This window comes from Novipirellula rosea (genome assembly GCF_039541335.1).
In the GTDB taxonomy this organism is placed as follows: Bacteria; Planctomycetota; Planctomycetia; order Pirellulales; family Pirellulaceae; genus Novipirellula; species Novipirellula rosea.
This window is the reverse complement of the sequence record NZ_BAABGA010000010.1, coordinates 133,424-150,440: the sequence shown is the minus strand read 5'-3', so window position 1 is coordinate 150,440 and position 17,017 is coordinate 133,424. Positions and strand designations below refer to the sequence as shown.

The 17,017-nt window shown below is 53.3% G+C and carries 11 protein-coding genes; 4 read left to right on the top strand and 7 right to left on the bottom strand.

The window, feature by feature from the left end:
- Positions 1-18: 18 nt before the first annotated feature.
- The 7 genes from ABD971_RS04070 to ABD971_RS04040 form a co-directional block, all read right to left on the bottom strand.
- Positions 19-1,239, bottom strand: a complete 1,221-nt coding sequence (locus tag ABD971_RS04070; protein ID WP_345319658.1) for a hypothetical protein — start codon at positions 1,237-1,239, stop codon at positions 19-21.
- Positions 1,151-2,365: a hypothetical protein gene (locus tag ABD971_RS04065; RefSeq protein ID WP_345319657.1), complete on the bottom strand. Its 1,215-nt coding sequence runs from the start codon at positions 2,363-2,365 to the stop codon at positions 1,151-1,153. The genes ABD971_RS04070 and ABD971_RS04065 overlap by 89 nt, the downstream gene beginning before the upstream one ends.
- A gap of 123 nt (positions 2,366-2,488) precedes the next feature.
- A complete protein-coding gene (locus ABD971_RS04060) occupies positions 2,489-3,244 on the bottom strand; it encodes an ImmA/IrrE family metallo-endopeptidase (RefSeq protein WP_345319655.1) in 756 nt (251 codons plus the stop codon).
- 2 nt (positions 3,245-3,246) lie between these two features.
- Positions 3,247-3,651, bottom strand: coding sequence for a helix-turn-helix domain-containing protein (locus ABD971_RS04055; protein ID WP_345319795.1), 405 nt, complete (start codon positions 3,649-3,651; stop codon positions 3,247-3,249).
- A gap of 485 nt (positions 3,652-4,136) precedes the next feature.
- Positions 4,137-6,119: an acyl-CoA dehydrogenase family protein gene (locus ABD971_RS04050; protein ID WP_345319654.1), complete on the bottom strand. Its 1,983-nt coding sequence runs from the start codon at positions 6,117-6,119 to the stop codon at positions 4,137-4,139.
- 10 nt (positions 6,120-6,129) lie between these two features.
- Positions 6,130-9,141: a DEAD/DEAH box helicase gene (locus ABD971_RS04045; RefSeq protein WP_345319653.1), complete on the bottom strand. Its 3,012-nt coding sequence runs from the start codon at positions 9,139-9,141 to the stop codon at positions 6,130-6,132.
- Positions 9,142-9,150: 9 nt separating this feature from the next.
- Positions 9,151-13,080, bottom strand: coding sequence for an Eco57I restriction-modification methylase domain-containing protein (locus tag ABD971_RS04040; protein ID WP_345319651.1), 3,930 nt, complete (start codon positions 13,078-13,080; stop codon positions 9,151-9,153).
- A 172-nt stretch (positions 13,081-13,252) separates the two neighbouring features.
- Here ABD971_RS04040 and ABD971_RS04035 point away from each other — a divergent pair, with 172 nt between their 5' ends.
- From ABD971_RS04035 to ABD971_RS04020, 4 genes are all read left to right on the top strand, one after another.
- Complete coding sequence (locus tag ABD971_RS04035) at positions 13,253-13,588, top strand: helix-turn-helix domain-containing protein (protein ID WP_345319649.1); 336 nt, start codon at positions 13,253-13,255, stop codon at positions 13,586-13,588.
- A gap of 63 nt (positions 13,589-13,651) precedes the next feature.
- The gene (locus ABD971_RS04030; protein WP_345319647.1) at positions 13,652-15,568 is read left to right on the top strand and encodes an AAA family ATPase; all 1,917 of its coding nucleotides are present in this window, start codon (positions 13,652-13,654) and stop codon (positions 15,566-15,568) included.
- A gap of 113 nt (positions 15,569-15,681) precedes the next feature.
- Complete coding sequence (locus ABD971_RS04025) at positions 15,682-16,077, top strand: DoxX family protein (protein ID WP_345319645.1); 396 nt, start codon at positions 15,682-15,684, stop codon at positions 16,075-16,077.
- 122 nt (positions 16,078-16,199) lie between these two features.
- Positions 16,200-16,790: a ZIP family metal transporter gene (locus ABD971_RS04020; protein WP_345319643.1), complete on the top strand. Its 591-nt coding sequence runs from the start codon at positions 16,200-16,202 to the stop codon at positions 16,788-16,790.
- The last annotated feature ends 227 nt before the right edge of the window (positions 16,791-17,017 follow it).

The following is a 17,017-nucleotide window of genomic DNA, read 5'->3' as shown; positions in this document are numbered from 1 at the left end:
CTCGCCGACCGAAGAAAATCACACGAGCCAGTCCATCGGTTCGTGCTGGCGATAGACCATCGTGCCACCCAACTCCATCGACACATCGAGGTAACGGCCCAGCGAAGTGTGATGCACGGTGATCTTTTCGATCGCCCGCGTCACTGCCATCGACACGGATTTGCGAACCTTCTCCGCGTCCGATTTCACGCGTCCACGACCGTCCTTGCCAAATGCAGCCGACAATTCGGTTGTCAACGCATCTTGTTCGAGCTGAATTCGCTCCATCGTCGCCCGATCGTGATTCGCCTCCGCCAAACGCATGTCATCCAGAAGCATCAAGTACCGGCCGCGGTAGTCTTCTCGTGCCTGCTCGTCGATCACTTCACCGCTAGAGCCAGAGAGTTGCAGCGGATCAATCCCCAGTCGCGATGCCAACAACGTGACTGCTGGGATCACTCGATTCGGTTGAGCCAGCAAACGCGCGAGATAACCCATACCCACCGAATCTTTTAAGTAGGCAACCTTGCCTTCGTGACGCAGTTCCCAAAATTCGCCCTTGCAAAGGAACACGTTACCGTCAGTCCCATCCTCCCAACGGACCATCGAACGCACACGGTCGGCCTGAAAAACCGGCTTCGGTCCAGCAAACGAAAACGCATCCGACAATTTCACGACGCCTGCAAATTGATCCCACGTCCGCTGAACTGAATCCGCTACCACGACGATCGCTCGCGATGGAACGACACACTCGGATATGCGATCGACATCGGATTCCCTTGCCAAAAAGATCTCCAGACGCACGCCGTCGACGATCAACTCGCCGATCAGCCATGCTCCATCAATCACGATTGCCCGGCATTTGCCGTCCGATTTGATCGCGGTCGCAAGTTCGTCTCCGACTTGCAAATCGTTAACGAACCACTGCCGAAGCCGATCCCGCTGGATCTCTTCAACGCCATCAATCACACACGACGTCATAAAACGGGCACGCGGACCGCGACCGATTCGCACTACCTCATGCAAGCCACATCCGCATCCATTGATGGCTTGCACATGCGTCGCTGGCCCCATCGGCATCAAGAATCCGGTGGCAACAAGGGCTGTCGGGTCGGTCTCGCCGAATGCCCGCAAGTTGTCCAGTGTTACGCGATTAGCACGGCAAGGCAAATTAATCAGCGGAAACAGCCACTTCGCTATCGACTGCACGGTCGATCCCCCAGAACTTGAGATACCTTTCGCCAATTTCACGTTGATCATCCGGCAGATTCTTCAAACTACACCGGTTCGGGCAGGAGATTGAAAATTGCATCTTCGAAGGCAACTCGGGATCGCTACGATCGAAATTAAATCGCAGCGTAATGCCATACATGTGCATGATCGAACGTGGCACGTTCTCCGTGTTTACCCATTCGTCAATCATTGATTGGAAATCGCACGGCCCGAGTTGTTGATCGGGTTTTAAGACAATCCGTCGCTGTGATCCACCCTTTGCACGGACGTTCGCCGAGACAACTTCAACGCTCAGGATGCCGTCCGCCGGATCGGTGGGGAACGAGAACTTTGGATCGAGCAAGACTCCCAATGCGTACGGGTGAAGTTCTGGATCTTCGGGCGGCAACTCGATGCTCAAAATCACTCGGGTGAAGATCTGCTGCAGCGGTTCGTAGACCTGTTTTCCTCCATGAACGAACATGTCCAGTGTCTTCAGATCCGCGCTCATTACAAATAAAACCTGAAATGCATGCGTCTCACATACGCGAGCGAACTTTCCCGATTCGACGACTTTTAAGTACGTGTCGGTATAATCGTCTAAGTACGCGAAGAAGTAATGGCTTCCATCGGCACGTATCAAGTGTTCGATCACGCATTGCCGGCCGCGCCCCTGGCCCGCTTGATAGAACGCGGCGATAGCTTTCTGCAACACGATCACGTTATCGGGCTCCACATTCAGTGTGCCTTCGGGGACATTGGTCCGCCGAATCCAATAGCGACCGCCCGACACTTCATCTGCCTTCGCAAACTGGGAAGCGACTGACCACACCGCGTCGGCTTGCAAGCACGTCCGCATTGCAATGTCGAAACGGCTCACGTCGCCGGCCAAGTCGTCAAGCAGCGACGTGTTCCCTTGACGATTCGCTTCTTCCATGATCGCCCGCACACCATGATCGTTCGCCATCGAGAACACATCGCGCAAAATTAGCTCTATCGCCCGCCGCGGCTCGATGGGCATTGACTGCCACGCCGAAAAGATCGGTTCGATTTGTGTTTCCTTTAATTCGCTCCACGGCACATCAACTGTTTGCGATTGTCCTTCCAACAGGTCTTCCAGCAGTTCGTTTGAAACCTGCCGCAGGACATACCGCGGATCAAAACTCTTTGACATTTGGATAGCTCCCCATAAATAGTTCCGTGTAAAGTACTCACTAAACACTCAAGGCAAAAAGAAACGCCTTCGGAGGAAGGCGGTATAACGTACGCGACGCAAACTCCTATCAAATCGAAGCGACTATGGAGCGGGCCGCGGTGTTCGCTCAGTGACGAACAGACCGAGACATTCCAATTGAATCCGCATCGCCTCCTCTGACACGGCAAATTGGCCAGCAAGCGATTCACAGAACACCTCACGCATCAATCGAATCGGATCCGGCTCGACTTCGATTCCGTCGGCGTCAATCAAGAAACGCATTGGCTCTATCGGCGGGACGAGTTCGCGAAGCTGCCTGTCGCAGATCGGATCATCGCCGCCGGTTAACTCTCGCCACGCCGGCCTGAGCAACCACTCGGGCATCAATAAACAACCAGCGAACTCATCGGCTTGTCGTTCGATCATTGGACGAGCATGATCCTTGCGGCAAATCACGTCTGGCGTTTCGCCGTCACCAAACAGCACCGCATGACCATCTTCGTCCAAGAACAGAAAGCGGTGTAATTGCCAATGTCCCAGTTCGTGAGCGAGCGTGAAGTGGTATCGGCCCAAGAGATCAGGGAAGCGATCAGGATTCAGTGCGTTGTCGATAAGAACTTGTTGCCGCGAGAACCAGATCGCACCATGAACGCGACCACCAAGCTGGCCTTGGAGATCCGAGAACCCAAACGTCAACGGCAACACCGATGTTGTAACGTCCTCAATCTCGATTGGCGGTTTCGTGATCGGCCCGAATCGCTTCGCATACTCCGCCAGCACCGCATCGGCCTCGGCAGCGATCTGGCGAGACGACAGCGACGGCACTTTGATTCCCTGTGCCCACAAATCAACGACCATCGTCACTTCCCCCGCTTTTTCATTTTCCGAATTTGTTCTTTGATGACTTCAAACTGTTCTGGCGAAAGCCCGGTCGCTAGCCGCATCAATTCCGGCATATCCTTTGGGTGTTGCCGCACCATGACATCCACATCGTCTGGCACACGATCGGCCAAACGAATCCATTCGTCAGGATCTTCGCCCAGCAACTCGGCGATCTTTGTGACACGATCCGCCGTCGGTGGCGCGAAGTGATCCTGTTCGACCTGCGACAAATAGGTTGCCGACACGCCGATCATCTCCGCGAACTTGCGCAGCGTGATCTTCTTCGCCATACGTTTCTCGCGCAGCACCGCGCCAAACGACTTCACACCACGAGCCTTTTTCATCGCGCAGGCCTCCCCGCCGAACGTTCGCCCGAAATCCACTGCATCCAAAGCATGGCAATCTCCATCAACCACTTTCTCCCCTGGAAACCCGCGAAAACACGATCCGCCGGCCTCCGTTGTGTAGCGTGCACTAAACACTGCAATCATCTTATCCCTTGTCCACAAACCCGGACAATCCCCCAACACAGAATTTTGCTAGCAAAAATGCCAGCCCGGATCATTGAAGCCGGCGCCCGTGACACGTCTGGTCATGGGGTGGGAAAGAAAATGAGAATTCTTGGATCGGATTCGCAGCAAGCGACTGTTTCCGTTGCTGGATTCATCAACCTGAACCACAATTAACATTTGTCTCCAAATATTGACGCACAGCCAAGCGGAGTCGTTCAGTTAATCTCGTTGTCGCTAGTTGAACACTCACGTAAGGAACGCAAAAATTACTCAAAACCGCAGCGATGGTCGGCTAGAAGGATATCCAACGTCGAGACAAAGATATTTGGGCAGTCCAGTCCATTAGGCTTGGCAGGCTACTCGGCACTTGCAGGCTGCAATTTATCTTTTGGGATGTTGGTATCGGTGTCTCTAACACCGTAGATAGCCATCTTCCAAAGATCGGATCCGTATTTCTCACTTACGACCGACATTCGCATAACGTCCGTAGTGCCGTCAGCGATTCGCAATCCCATCAAATCTCGAACTCGATCACCGAGATCAGTTTCTCGACTGTATCCCATCGCTCCGTGGGCACGCATAGCTGCATCACACGCAGACAATGCGATTTCGACGCCTTCAGCTTTCAGGCCGTTGACCAACGGCGTCGCACCCTCGTAGTCGCCATTGTCGATCATTTGGGCCGCCTCCCGTGCGAGCGACATCGCCATTCGTAACTTTGTTAGGTACTCACCGATTGGTTGTTGCAGGTGCGTGAAGCGGCCTATCGGTGCGCCAAATGCCTCTCGCGTTTTGATTCGCTCGGCCATCTGATCTAGAGCTGCTTCGCCGCATCCGATCGCCGCGGCGGCCTGCATCAGGCGCCAGTATTGAAAGTGTTCGTTAAAAATTTCACCTCCATCACCATCCTCGCCCAGCAGGTGGTCACGGCTGACGAACATATCGTCAAACTCAAGACCACCAAAAGAATTTCCGGTTAGCCCGTGGGCATAGCGGTCAACCACCTTCAAACCGGGGTGATCAAGGGGGATAAGGAACGCCGAACGTTCTCCGTCTTTGCTGTCGGCCGCCAGTGTGTAGAGCACAACGTGAGTCGCTTGACGCAACCGTGCGTTCCAAAGCTTGCGTCCGGTCAATTTGAAGCCAGCCTCGTAACGAACAGCTTTGCTTTTCATGGCCTTCATATCAGTTCCCGCGGTTGGCTCCGTGATCGCCACCGCCACGTAAGCCTCGCCAGCCACTAGCTTTCGCAACACATCCTGTGAAAGTGCTGTGCTTGATTTTGTCAGAGGCCGACCATGTGCGCCGCCGATGACATCACGCAAGTTCAGATTGATTCTCCCAGCATGGCGGAACAATTCGATTGCTTCAGAAGCCGAGTAACCACCGCCTCCAACTTCCACCGGCAGGTCAATACCTGGCAATCCGAATGCGGCTCCCCCACTTCTCCAAGCTACCGGCGACGTCAATTCACCTGACGATCGCAACCGATCAGCCAGCAAGTCGATCTTGCCCTTTATCGTCTCGACCCTCGAAGCGTCGTCAGTTGATCCATCGGCGTCGTCCGTCAAGAATCGAACGGTGAATATCGTATTCAGCTCGTAGGTTTGTTTGGACTTATCCAATCCGTCGGGAACGACAAAGAACACTCGCTGTTTGGCCGCGGTCGGGACACCACGATACTCGACCAAGAAGAATCGCTGTTTCAGCGGGCTCCCAGGGTTAAGAATAGACAACTTGCCTTCATTGTTCTCTTTCAGCAACACAAAATGCCTGCCTCGCACGGTCCCATCCGCCGTCGTCACTGTGTAAGCCAAAACCTTCATCTCTCCATGCTTCACCGACAGGTCCGGCCCATCAGTTTCCGACCATTTCGGTTCTAGTGCGGAATGCGGACTATTGGGCGCAGATAGGACCGAAATCGCTGTCGACATCTCTTGAAAGTCCGCGCAGAGATAAGCAATCAAATTGACAAAGCGATCGTTGCTGATTCGACCTAGCAACAACTCTGGTTTGTCCCGAAACACACGTAACGCCGTCCGATGCGGTTGCGGATCCACCGGCAGCCCCGCCATCGCCCGCAGTCCCTGTGACGCAATTAACGCCGCTGAAATTGGACACGCGCCACCACCCTTACAGTCAATTAACTGATCGAGTTCGTCCTGCGATACAACGATCGGAGCTTCCGTGGAATGTTCTTGCTGGACGCGATCGAGAGCTGTGTTCGGCGTGAGGAATATTTGCTGACGCTTTGGCAGAATTTCCACTTCCTGAGGATGCACTAAACCTGACCAATTGATAAACAGTCCGAATAGGCATACAAATTGAAAAGCTTTCATCGCGACACGCTCATTTCCTTCTTTGATCGGATTCTGATTTGATTTGTGCAAACGCGGCTTCCTTCGCTTTGTTCTTGTGCTTGACCAGTCGGCGATATGTTCCACCCAAAAGATCAGATATGGAATGCACGCCGTCGATGATCCAAGTCAGCAGATCGCCGCGGTCGAATGCTTCAGGAAGGTTTGTAAGTTCAACGCCGCCCTCTGGCACACCGAATTCGAGACGCCGCATAAAACTGTCAAGTTCTTTCGCTTCATAAGTTTGTCCCAGAACCAGGGCGGCGATTTCTGTCACGGGGCCGAATACGAGTCGGGTGTTGTCAGCGATACGTCGTATGTCGCCCGCTGCCATCGAAGAAAAGTTGTTGCCGGTGTACTTGCTCTCAATTTCGCGGATCTGAGTCCCAGCTATCCAGTCCAAGAGTAAGCACGCTCTCTTACATCGCTTTTGAAGAGCGAAATCGCCCGTAGCACCGATAGACATCGCATCATAGATATTCGGGCCAAACGCTGACCGTGCCTCACCGAGCCAGCGATTCTCGAAACTGCCTCTTTGCTGATACGGAGTGTAGCTGTCGTCGCAGATTTCCACACATTGAACGATCGCTAAAAGCTCTGTGAGCTCGCACTGCTTTCCAACCTTGTTCAGAGACTTCACGATCCGTTGGCTTGACGTGTAAGAAAGCAGCGATCGGGCGCAAACTCGCCCAAGTGGTGTTAGGAACAGCTTTCGACGTTCGTGATCCAGCATCCCCACGTCCAACAGTTCAGAAACAGCTTCATCTACGTCATCTCGCAATTCGTCCACGCTACCCGAGGATTTAGACGATCGCAGATAGCCTCCGAATGTATCACCGAGCAGATCGACCATCTCGTCACGGGGAACCGTTTGAATTTGGAGCAATAGTCGCAACACCCAGGTCTCCATTTCATCCTGCGATAGGGAGGAAGATAGCGTTGGCAAGTCACCGTTGACGTACTGATCAAACAGTGCCTTTTGTTGCACCGAATGTTCGGCGAGCACGATTGAACGACCGGCGGAAACATAGCCAAGTCGGCCGGCCCGACCAGACATGTTCTTATACTCGGCGACTGAGAATGGCGTCTTCAACGGCCCTGGAAACATGGTTTCCATGATGACCACCGAGTCGGCAGGCGTGTTTACGCCAGCGGCCATCGTGGTTGTTGCGGCGAGAACTTTTAACGGGTGCGTTGGATCGGCAAAGGCTCTCTCAATAGCCAATCGTTCGCTCGCAGCCAAGTTACTGCTGTGAAAAGCAGTTCCACGTTCTAAGCAGCGTTTCAAGTCAGTTGAATCGTTTGATGGATCGCCTTGGTTTTGACCGTTCAATATGTCTGAGTAGTCACCTTCCGCGAGGGATTCTGCCAAATAAAGAGCCACATGCTTTACTGCCGAACGTGACGGCCTGAAGATCAAGACTGATTGGCCATCTGCAATATGCTGTTTCACTAGCGGAACGAGCATGTCACGCAGGCCCGGACGATCTCGCAACTGACGAATTTCAGAACGTTTGACCAACTGTTTGGTCTGCTCTTTTCCGTCAGGCGTCAGATGCAGATAAGAGCCGTCTCGGGCCAGCACTCCTTCCGTCAACTCTACGGGTCGTGTCGTTGAGCGAAGCAATTCCGCGCCAAGCCAATTATGCAGCCTTGAGCTCTCGCCCGACACTGCGGATAGACAGAGCAGCTGTGGAGCCGACACCTTTTTCTGAGACTGTCGCACGAGCGTCATCAACAATTCCACGGAAATGCCGCGGTTTGCATCCGATACGAAATGAGCTTCGTCAATGATAATGCAGGCAATTGTGCGAATCGACGACGTGTCGCCCGCCAATAAAGACAACGCCATTTCGTAAGTCATCAGAGCAATGTCATACTTGCCTTTGAAGAAAGCAGGCACCTGATCGCGACTGTCTCCGGTACATTTTATGACCCGTAAACCGACGTCACCGTACATGCGAGCAAAACGCTCGGCCTTCTCGGTCGCAAGCGCTTTGTAGGGTACCAAGAATAGTGATCGTCCACCCTGGCATGCATGAAAAACAGACGCGAGTTCACCAATGAATGTTTTTCCGGACGACGTTGGTGCCTGAACCACGAGTGAACCGGCTTCAAACAATCGTTTCTCGTTCAGCGATTGCAATTGAAGTTCATTCAATGTTGGAATGTCTCGACGCCAGACATCAACAATGCTATCGGCAATACCCGCGTCCGTCATCCCTTCATAGTTGACATCGAACCGAACCGCAGCGACATCCGGAAAGTGTTTAGCGTAGTTTCGTCCAGGCACCAAGTTGGGGACCAGCAAACCGCCAGCAATCTGGTTGAGCACCACTGCCTCTTGCCTAAAACCGAATCTTCCGGCCTCAGCTCGTACTCGTTTTTGCAGTTCGTCGCAGAACAGGCCGACCGGAAGCGGAGCTGCCGCCTCGCGAAGCGTCTGCATGATGGCGAGTGTTAGCAGGCCAAAATTTCGAGATGGACACTCTAACGCCTCGCCGGTGGGCTCCGAAGCGGCAACGATGATGCGGCCTTCACCGGCCATCTGATCGAAGCTAAATCCGCTGTCGCGGGTTCGCGGCAAGCCGGTAAGAACTTTTGCCCCAACACCTCCGCTGAAACAGCAATCTAAGAAACAGATAATGTTCTTAGCTTCCGACGTCCGCAGTAATTCTACAATCTGCCCCATGGGAATGGTCGTTTCACTCACACGACTGTCGTCAATGTCATGTGGGATCAGATCATGATTCTCTGAGCCATGGCCCGAGAAATGGAAAAGCAGCGTGTCCTCATCGGTCGCCGTCGAAAAAAGCTGATCCAGTGAGGACGAAATAGCTTTCGTCGTCGCCTGTTCATCTACTAACAAGTCGAATTCACCACCATCTAAACTATCCTTGAATAAGGATTGCATCGCCCTCGCGTCTCGTGGCGGGCCGGGCAAATCGGGAGTGTTAGGGTCAGCGTGCCGGCCAACGCCGACAAACAAGCTCTTAAAGGCCATAGTTAGCGACTATTCCTTTCGTCGGGGGAATCGAGCATCGGCGCGGCGGGCAGTATCGGTTTCGATAATGACGCGATCTTCCGAATCGGGATCAATCCCGTAAAGGTCGTAGACGAAGTCGTCGAGAGCGCGTTCTTCGGAGAGGATCTTCGATTCAACGTCCGCCAGTTTCTTAGTAAAGTCGGCCAACTGGGAGGTCAACGCAGGGTTGCTAGTCGTTCGCAAATCGAGAAGTCGTGTGACTATTCGTTTCGCGTTCATCGACTCAGAGACAAAGCTATCGCGCGCCTTCTGCTGCCATTGTGGAAGGATCACATTGGCTTCGTCGTCGGTGACATAGATGCCGTCGATCACGCAGCGGCCACCGATAAAAAACTTGAGCTGACCGTCCTCGTGAGCTGCCATCATCGTGTCGCCGAACGTGATCTGGTCTTCGACTGTTTCGTATTTCTTGTCAAGAAGCGATTCGTAGTGCGACTTGGACCACGCACTCAAGGCCCGCCCGCGGAGCCCTTCGGGGTTGGCCTTCTTCCAATGAGCCACGTCGAATACATCTGCCCAAATCCAGCTCGGCGGTTTCGGCTTGTCAACCATTTGTCTACTGGCGAATCGTTGGTCAATTGCTTCGATAATGTCGCGTCGCTGCGTGTGAAGCGTTTGCAATCGCTGGGCGGCGCTGGCAACTGTCTTGGTTTGGGAATCGTCTGCTGAAGGAATAGGAATAGGAGCAATGTATTGCTTGTTTGCCTCGAAGTAGGCACCGGACGGACGAGGTTCCTTGGGTTTCGAGATGCGGCGAAACACGAAGTCGGCGACTCGTGAATTAAGAATGCCCAGTAGAAACCATGCATGCGAGGGTTTGACCAAGATGCCGTTGACACGAACGTTGTTAAAATAGAACCTGCCTTCGGAGTCCAGAAAGACTCTCATTTCAGGAACTGTTGTTGCAACGCCTAGCTTCGCAAGTTCGTGCTTGCCAAGACTCTTAGGATAAACATAACCCCACCAGTCATGATCTCGGTCCATCTTGCCGTTTTCTCGGCCACGCAAATCGGATTCGTATCGCTTTAGGTATTCCCATCCCTTCGGGAATCTTGAATACATTTCATCAGACGACCAAAGCACCGCATCGTCGGACCTTACGTCGTACGGAAACAACAAATACGTTGTCGTGTTTGGTTCCAGATAGCGTTTGGCATCTACTCCAGATACCAGCGGTTTCATCAATTCATCTTCGATATCGTAAAGAATTCCGTCAGCTTTGCTTCCTGTTTGACGATATTGCTTTGGACCAACTCTTTCGAGTTGAAAGATGTAATCGGCACTGGTGACCAGTCCTTGAAATATGGTTTCCACTGCCGAGTGCTCATCAAGCCTGGAACACTTCTGCTTGAGTCGATCAATCAGGTTCTGTTCGTTATCCGGCAAGAATACCCACGTGTCGTCGGCATCCAGCGATTCGTAGGGGATCGTTCCAACGTCTTCCACCGTTGCGAGTTGGCCGTCGGGGCAGGCGGCAAACGTGATGTGCTTGCTCGGACTGCCTCGATAGAACTGCAGCGCCGTGTACGTCATCGCTTCGTCGAAAACAGGAAAATCTTTGAAGTCGACCCAGCGATTCAACCGCTGAGATCGCTTCAACAGTGATTTCAAACCCACGCCGTACTCGTTGAGCAACCATACGCTCGGGGCGATGTAACCAAGATGCCCGGAAGGATTCAGGAGGGATAAGCCTCGCTCGATGAACGGCAAGTAGAGATCATAATTCTTTGATCTGGTCGAATCATACAGACGCACGGACGACCCATCCGTTTCATTGACCGTTGTCGCTGACGATAAAAACTCAGCAACATCAGGAACAACTTTACGAAAGTGCTGCAATTTGACGTATGGAGGATTGCCGATCACGCAATCGAAACCGCGATGCTGTTTATCGACGTCGGGACCGAGGATTTTTGGGAAGGCCGCCGACCAATCGAATGCGTTGACCTTCTCTCGCTCGGCGGGATCGGCGTCGTCGAACAAAGTCTTGTGCTTCGCGTTGTAGAATTCGGCGAAGCCGTCTCCAACCAACGAGTTTCCGCACTGAATGTTCTGGTCCAGCGTGCTTAGCGGCTTGCCAGGCGATGCTGTATTCAACCACAACGCGAGCTGTGTGATTTCGACGGATTCTGGGTTGATGTCCACGCCGTACAGATTGTCCGACAGAATGCTGCGAATAATTGCATCCTGATCGAAAAGCGATGCCGCTCCTGTGATTCGCTCTCGCTCGACGGCAATGTCACGACGGTGCTGCTGTAAGTATTGCAGTGCCTGAATCAAAAACGCACCGCTGCCGCACGCGGGATCAAGTACCGTGACGTGGTCTAAGAACTCTTCGTACTGATCGAGCTTCTTTACGTGGATGGTAGCTGGATTCGTTTTCGGCTTCGTACGAGCCTTTCGATACTTCTTTAAGTCGTCCTCGCTAATCGACTGACCAAGAACCAAGCCGATTCGTTCGCGTTCTTCTTCCAACCGCCGACCGATAACGTGTTGGACGATATATATCGTGACCCATTCGGGCGTGTAATAGACGCCATCACGCCGTCTCTTAGAAAGCTTCGCGACGGTGGGGACTCCGTCGGCTTCTGCTCGCATGTATTCGAGGTCGGTAATGGATTGCTCGAAGATGCGGCCAAGTGCATAAAGCGTGATCGTCCGCTCGCGGCCGGCTGACGTGGCACCAAAGTTGTAAGTGGCTGAAAGGTATAGCAGCGTGTTCTTAAACTCAGCGAGTCGTTCTTTCGACTCGCCCTGTCCCTGGGCACAGAAAATTCGGTTTGGGACACGAAGGTTCTCGAGCGTTTGGAGGTTCTCGAATAGGCCTCCGTTGAATTTGTGAATTTGATGATTGGGCGGAAAGACACCGCCATCTCGCATCGTGTTGAATAGCTGCTTAACGAGCGCCCAAATATTGTCGAAATCGCCCGAGTAGGTTGGTGAACAACTTTCGCGGATCAGGATGTCGCGCAGTAGATCCGTCGGAAATGACAGAGCTTTCCCCATGTCTTCGCAAAACAGCAGGAAGATGCAACGGTCGAGAAACCGCTGTGTTATCCTCACCAGTTCGCCGCGCGTGCCTGCGAAGTTTGGATTGGCTTCGAGAATCGACTCGTATACGTGTTGCCGGTAAGCCTGGTACTCTTTGTAGAAATCTCGCTCGAGCGATTTTTCCAGCGTCCATTGGCGGCCAAGTATCTTTTCGAGCTCGCTTTGGCCTCGATCCGTGATCAGCTGGCCACTTGAGAACAACTTCCAAAACAGGAAGCGTTTTTGAATCGCGGTTTCCGACACACCTAACATTGCATCGGCTTCGTCCCTGGATGCAATCACGAACCGTTGACATTGAGCATCGCCGGCTTTGCGGAAGTATAGCCGGAACTCGTTCATGTCCGAGACAATGCCCCAAGTCGGCTTGACGGGTTGATTGTCCTCGGTTTTGTCGAAGGCGTACTTCAGGTAGTCAAGGCACTGCTGTACCGGCGAGCGGTCGTTGCCCTTGCGTTTTTGCGGTGCGTCCAGCCCTGAGTTGATGTCCTTGAACTCGCACAGAACCTGGGGAACGTCGCATAAGCCTGTCATTCCAAAGTTGCCGAGCGCGAGGTCGGCTTTTCCGGTCCCACCGCGCTGTCCTGCCCCTGGGACGGAGTACTCCGAGAGCAGCGTGTACCCATCAGTTGCGTCTGTCGTACCGGTTCCTTCGTAGCCCCAAAGGTCGCGAAACAACTTAGTGACGAACAGACCATCAAGTTGTCGCTCAGTCAGATCTTTGTCGCGAGAGTCCCAGCTTGTTAACGCCGCAACGACTTGAGCATCATGCTCAGCAGCATATTGATGAAACTCATCTTCCCAAATCGAGAACAGATATTCGTCTTTAAAAAGTGGCAGCGCTTGCATCAAGCATCCGTTCTTGCTTGGACGTGTAAAAAGAAAATGACCCCGCGATCTGACGCCATCTATTGTGCCCCAATGATTTGACTGTCGTGACTTCGCTGCAAGCGTGTTGCCTGCGGACTGCTACAAATGTAAGATTAACTGCGTCCGGTAACAAGCAGGCAGGCAGATCGACATGAATGCATTCGGTGACCGAATTCGCGAGTTGCGCAAATCGAAAGGCTATTCGCTGCGCAAACTTGCGCCACTTGTCAGTGTTGGCTTCTCATACCTCAGCAAAGTCGAACGCGGTCGACTCGACTTCGACGGCTCGCCGTCGGAGTCCCTGATCCATCGGCTGGCGGATGTGCTGGAGGCTGACGAAGAAGAGTTGTTACTGTTGGCACATCACGTCCCCGACGCTATCGCCCAGCAGATCTTTGACCACCCGAATTTGTTCCGCGCCTTGGCTCGGTGCAGTGATCGCCAACTGAAGGCGATTGAACGCCAAGCCTACGAGCGAGCCAAGTGAGCAACTTCGCGGTTTTTCTTGGACTAATGTCGGTTCGCTGGGAGCATGGCTAGGGGTTTGCCTATGTTACGGATCGAAGAAATCAAGCTGCCGGAATCGGTCGCCAATGATTACGACGCTGACGCACCGTTCAATTCTCTCCGAGACATACGGCGGCTCAATGCGTTCGTCGGTCCGAACAATTCGGGCAAAAGCCGACTGATGCGAGCGATGTTTTTGGCAGGGGCGAACCTGATGATCTCGACGGACGATGAAGACGCTCGTGCAGTCCGTCAAGGTGTTCGGCAGTCAATTGTTTCAGCACCAGGCTTGTCAAAACATCGAGAGATTGCCGAAAAGTCAAATGATCTTTTGAACTGTCCAGTGTTCGGCTTTCACCGATGCAATCAGCATTTTGGGAAGGCCGAACGCGCGGCGAAGGAAGTTGAAGAGCTGGCTTCAAACGTTAGCCGTGCTAGATCGAATCAACGCGGAGATTTCGATAGGAAGATTTACGATGACCATCAGAACGCACTTCAGTTGATTGTACGAGGAATCGAGCGGCTTGAGCGGAAATCATCAAGCCAAGGGCACAATCAGCCAGTCCCTGAACCGCCATTCAAAGACGTCGAATTCGTTTACATCCCAACATTGCGTGGCATGCGACTGGGCGTCAACGATGACGATCTAAAGTTTGCCTATTTCGATCGTACGTGGGCAGACTACATCAAGGGAACGAATCGCCAGAATCATTCGCGGGAGGACGACATCAACCAAGCTCGCACGCAAATGAGCGGCAAGACTGTCTTCACCGGACTTGATCTCTACGACGTTCTGACGGATCGACTACTGGGGTCGCTGGCTGATCGCCAGTTCATTCGCAAGTACGAGGAATATCTGTCGTCAGCGTTTTTCCGGGGGCAACCTGTCGCGCTCATCCCGCGTCGCGAGCACGATACGGTCAACATCAAGATTGGCAATGAGGCCGAACGGCCGATCCAGTCACTTGGTGACGGCTTGCAGCAAATCATCATCTTGACGTTGCCCTTGTTCGAGCGACAGGACAAACCGCTGTTTCTTTTTATCGAAGAACCGGATCTGTTTTTACATCCAGGCTTTCAGCGAGCTTTTATCGACGCAATTTTTGATCATCCGAATCCGAATCTCTACGTCTTCGTGACGACGCACTCGAATCAGTTCCTGGACATCACCATTTCCGAAGAAGGTTGTTCAATATTTCGGTGTTCCAAGCAACCGGCCGACGATGACCATCCTGAACATGATCCGCGTTTTTCGGTAACCAATGCAACGTCCGGTGATCATGAGTTGCTGAAACACATTGGCGTCCGTCCATCGTCAGTGATGTTTGCAAATTGCACGATCTGGGTCGAAGGCATTACGGACCGGCTCTACTACGGACGCTTCCTACAATTGCTGCTCGCCGAGCGCGGTTACAACTTGATCGAGAATCTGCATTATGCGTTTGTCGAGTACGGTGGAGGGAACATCACACATTGGTCGTTCCTGGACGAAGAAGACGGTATGGATGTAGAGCGAATCTGTGCCCGCCTGTTCCTAATCACTGACAAAGATGACGGCAAAGACGAGCGACACATGAAGTTGGAGAGCGTCTTGAACGATCGCTTCCACCGCTTGGGTGTTCGAGAGGTGGAGAACTTGCTAACGCCTGCAACGATCACCGCAGTCATCGAGGACTACGAATCGGGCAAAGTAGAAACGAATGATTACAGCGAAAAGGCTTACCGACTCAACTATCTTGGCAAATACATCGACGACCACGTGCTCGTCGACAAAAGTAGGTCAAAGCGTTTTAGCGATCGAACGCAACGTGCCTACGCTGACGAAAGCGGCACGATCAAGGACAAGGTCCGTTTTTGCCAGAAAGCCCTGTCCCACATTGACTCAGTGGATGATTTGAGCGAAGGAGCGAGAGAAGTCGCGGAAAAGCTTCTGCGATTTGTAGTTGCCGAAAACGATTAGTCTTTGTCTCAACCGAGTGTGCTCGCGCAACTCAAATGCACGCTGCGAATCAATCGCTTCCTGCATGTAGTTTCCATCAGCGGAAAGAGAGTTTCCACTGAATAAAGTCCGCCATGTTTGCTCGTCTTTCCGTCGCTCTACTTTCGCTCTTATTCATCGCCGCCGGCATCAACCACTTCGTGTCGCCAGACGTGTACATGAAGATCATGCCGGACTTTTTGCCTTGGCCGTTGGCTTTGGTTTACGTCTCAGGATTCTTTGAGGTGCTCGGCGGGGTTGGCTTGGCGGTGCCGCGCTTGCGACGAGCGGCGGGGTGGGGATTGATCGCTCTGCTTGTTGCCGTATTCCCAGCGAACGTCGACATGCTGATGAACGCGGACCAATTCCCGGCAATTCCTGTTTGGGCGCTGGTTGTACGGCTGCCTCTGCAGGGTGTGCTGATCGCTTGGGTTTGGTGGGCGGCAGCGAAGCGGCCAGGCATCACGCAGGAGGCGGAGGACGTATCGTGAACGAACTGGTGCAGGTGTTGTTGCTGACGACGATGGCGGGGGCTGCCATTCCGATCGGCGGTGTGATCGCAATGTTTGAGAAGATTTCGCCCCAATGAATTGAAGAAGAGTTTCGTCACAGCGTGATCGCGTTCCGCGGCGGCGTGATGATCTCGGCCGTTGCCTTGGTGCTGGTTCCCGAGGGGGTTCAAGTGTTGTTGCTGGGCTGGATCGTCACCGCCTTCGTTGCCGGCGCGGTTGTGCTCTTGGGGTTGGAGACGTTGCTTGCGAGGTCGAAGGGTTCGATTGCCCAGTTGGTAGCGATGCTGTCCGACTTCATTCCCGAGGCGATCGCGCTGGGAGCTGCATTAGCGCACGGCGAGAAGACGGGGTTGCTGCTGGCGGTTCTGATCGCGTTGCAAAATTTGCCCGAGGGTTTCAACGCGTACCGCGAGCTGAATGCGACCGGGGACATCGGCGGCAAGAAACTGGTCTTGTTGCTTGCGGCCTGCATTCCGCTCGGTCCGCTGGCGGGATGGGCTGGCTACGAGCATCTCTCGGTTTACCCAAGAATCGTCGGCTTCATCATGCTGTTTGCCGCCAGCGGGATTCTGTATCTAACGTTCCAAGATTTGGCACCCCAGTCCAAGGTCGAGAACCAAAGGGCACCCGCGATCGGTGCCGTCCTCGGATTCCTACTCGGCGTCGTCGGCCAAGTCTTGCTCGACGGCTGAACCACACCGCGACCCTCGACGAAGCCGGAAAGTCGGCATTTAGGATCTTCTGAGCGTCTCTAAATCACATGACCCGTTTGAAGACGTTTGGGCTCCGTTTCGGTGGGTCGCTACGAACTTGGCGAGAGGAAACATCGCGATTTGTAGGGGCAAACGATGTTCTCAACTGGATCGAAAGGGAGGTGCCGACGGCTCCTAACCCAAACCGGCTAAGAAACGGAGAACGT

Bases quoted from the DNA above. Each gene is read 5' to 3' on its own strand.
- ABD971_RS04070 (WP_345319658.1), bottom strand. From the start codon at position 1,239: ATGATCAACGTGAAATTGGCGAAAGGTATCTCAAGTTCTGGGGGATCG.
- ABD971_RS04025 (WP_345319645.1), top strand. From the start codon at position 15,682: ATGTTTGCTCGTCTTTCCGTCGCTCTACTTTCGCTCTTATTCATCGCC.
- ABD971_RS04030 (WP_345319647.1), top strand. From the start codon at position 13,652: ATGTTACGGATCGAAGAAATCAAGCTGCCGGAATCGGTCGCCAATGAT.
- ABD971_RS04060 (WP_345319655.1), bottom strand. From the start codon at position 3,244: ATGGTCGTTGATTTGTGGGCACAGGGAATCAAAGTGCCGTCGCTGTCG.
- ABD971_RS04040 (WP_345319651.1), bottom strand. From the start codon at position 13,080: ATGCAAGCGCTGCCACTTTTTAAAGACGAATATCTGTTCTCGATTTGG.
- ABD971_RS04050 (WP_345319654.1), bottom strand. From the start codon at position 6,119: ATGAAAGCTTTTCAATTTGTATGCCTATTCGGACTGTTTATCAATTGG.
- ABD971_RS04045 (WP_345319653.1), bottom strand. From the start codon at position 9,141: ATGGCCTTTAAGAGCTTGTTTGTCGGCGTTGGCCGGCACGCTGACCCT.
- ABD971_RS04035 (WP_345319649.1), top strand. From the start codon at position 13,253: ATGAATGCATTCGGTGACCGAATTCGCGAGTTGCGCAAATCGAAAGGC.
- ABD971_RS04065 (WP_345319657.1), bottom strand. From the start codon at position 2,365: ATGTCAAAGAGTTTTGATCCGCGGTATGTCCTGCGGCAGGTTTCAAAC.